The organism is Comamonas sp. (assembly GCF_036666375.1).
In the GTDB taxonomy this organism is placed as follows: domain Bacteria; phylum Pseudomonadota; class Gammaproteobacteria; order Burkholderiales; family Burkholderiaceae_C; genus Comamonas.
Window position 1 is genome coordinate 1 of sequence record NZ_JAVWWA010000218.1, and the last position, 2,229, is coordinate 2,229.

General features: G+C 64.9%; 3 protein-coding genes. All 3 read left to right on the top strand.

From position 1 onward, the window contains the following. Window positions 1-1,059: ATP-binding protein (locus RR928_RS24745; RefSeq protein ID WP_332684734.1), on the top strand; the 1,059-nt coding region annotated here is incomplete at its 5' end. A gap of 81 nt (window positions 1,060-1,140) precedes the next feature. Next, window positions 1,141-2,025: a 50S ribosomal protein L11 methyltransferase gene (gene prmA / locus RR928_RS24750; protein ID WP_332539254.1), complete on the top strand. Its 885-nt coding sequence runs from the start codon at window positions 1,141-1,143 to the stop codon at window positions 2,023-2,025. A gap of 37 nt (window positions 2,026-2,062) precedes the next feature. Beyond that, window positions 2,063-2,229, top strand: a 167-nt coding sequence (locus RR928_RS24755; RefSeq protein ID WP_332684736.1) for a zinc-ribbon domain-containing protein, incomplete at its 3' end; no start/stop codon positions are given.

Here is a 2,229-nt window from a genome sequence, read left to right on the forward strand (position 1 = left end):
TTCCAGTTCATCGGCCCCACGCCCGAGTCGATCCGCATCATGGGCGACAAGGTCTCGGCCAAGCAGGCGATGATCAAGGCCGGCGTGCCTTGCGTGCCCGGCTCCGACGGCGAGCTGCCTGACGATCCGGTGCAGATCCGCCGCATCGCCAAGGCCGTGGGCTATCCCGTGATCATCAAGGCCGCAGGCGGCGGCGGTGGCCGCGGCATGCGCGTGGTGCATACCGAAGCCGCGCTGGTCAACGCCGTGCAGATGACCAAGGCCGAAGCCGCTGCGGCATTCGGCAACCCCGCGGTGTACATGGAAAAGTACCTGCAGAACCCGCGCCACATTGAAATCCAGGTGCTGGCCGACAAGTTCAAGAACGCCGTCTATCTGGGCGAGCGCGACTGCTCCATGCAGCGCCGCCACCAGAAGGTGATCGAAGAGGCGCCCGCGCCCGGCATTCCACGCCGCCTGATCGAACGCATTGGCGAGCGCTGCGTCGCGGCCTGCAAGAAGATCGGCTACCGCGGTGCGGGCACGTTCGAGTTCCTGTTCGAAAACGGCGAGTTCTATTTCATTGAAATGAACACCCGGGTTCAGGTCGAGCACCCCGTGACCGAAATGATTTCGGGCGTGGACATCGTCAAGACGCAGATCATGGTCGCGGCCGACGAGAAGCTGCCGTTCACGCAGCGCCAGATCGAGCTGCGCGGCCATGCGATCGAATGCCGCATCAACGCCGAGGACGCGTACAAGTTCACGCCGTCTCCCGGTCGCATCACCACCTGGCATGCGCCGGGCGGCCCGGGCGTGCGTGTCGACTCGCACATCTACACGAACTATTTCGTTCCCCCGAACTACGACTCGATGATCGGCAAGCTGATCGTCCACGGCGACACGCGCGAGCAGGCCCTGGCCCGCATGCGCACGGCGCTGCTGGAAACCGTGGTCGAAGGCATCAACACCAACATTCCCCTGCACAAGGATCTGATGGTCGATGCCAAGTTCATGGAAGGCGGCACCAACATCCACTATCTGGAAGAGTGGCTGCAGCTGCGCAACCCCAAGCGATGAGTCCGGCCGCAGGGCTGTGACCGCATATGCTGGCCTCTGGCGACGGAGGCCGGCATTTTCATTTTTACAAGGAACGGCGTCATGTTTGAACTGAGCCTGTTGTGCCCCGAAGACCGGGTGGAAACCATCAGCGATGCGCTCGACGCGCTGGACGCATTGAGCGTATCGGTCGAAGACGCCGATGCACAGACCGAGGCCGAGCAGGCATTGTTTGGCGAGCCCGGCATGCCGCCGCCCAAGGACGGCTGGCAGCGCAGCCGCGTGGTCGCGCTGTTTCCCACCGAGGAACTCGCGCAGGAAGCGCGCCAATTGCTGAGCCTGCAGGACTTCTTCGAAGGCTGCACCATTCTGGGCGTGAACAATGTGCCCGAGCAGGATTGGGTGCGCCTGACGCAGTCGCAGTTCACGCCTGTGGACATCACGCCCGAGTTCTGGATCGTGCCCACCTGGCACGACATGCCTGAACAAGCCAAGGTCAGCATCCGCCTCGATCCGGGTCTGGCGTTCGGCACCGGCACCCATCCAACGACGCGCATGTGCCTGCGCTGGATCGCACGCCAGCCCGCGGGCTCGCTGGGCCGCGTGCTCGACTACGGCTGCGGCTCGGGCATTCTTGCCATCGGCGCGGCCAAGTTCGGCGCGGTCGACATCGACGCCGTGGACATCGATACCGCGGCCGTCGACTCGACGCTGCTCAATGCCCAGGCGAACGAAGTGCAGCTGTCCGCGGGCCTGCCCGACAAGGCAAGCGGCGAGTACGGCACGGTGCTGGCCAACATCCTGGCCTCGCCCCTGAAGGTGCTCGCGCCGCTGCTGTGCGCGCATGTGGCCGCGGGCGGCAACCTGGTGCTCGCGGGTATCCTGGAGCGCCAGGCCGATGAGCTCAAGGAGGCCTATGCACCCTGGGTCAAGCTCGAAGTCGCGGATGCGCAGGACGGCTGGATCCTGATGACCGCTTCGCGCTGAGCGCCCTCGGTCGCCCCACTTTTGACAGGAACTGCCGATGAGCCAGACCACGCGCTGCCCTTCTTGTGGAACGAAGTTCAAGGTGGTGGCCGACCAGTTGCGCATTTCAGAGGGCTGGGTGCGCTGCGGCCAGTGCGAGCAGGTGTTCGACGCCACGCTGACGCTGGAGTCGCCTGCCATGGCTGCGGCATCCGTCGCTGCGGC

Bases quoted from the DNA above. Each gene is read 5' to 3' on its own strand.
- prmA (WP_332539254.1), top strand. From the start codon at position 1,141: ATGTTTGAACTGAGCCTGTTGTGCCCCGAAGACCGGGTGGAAACCATC.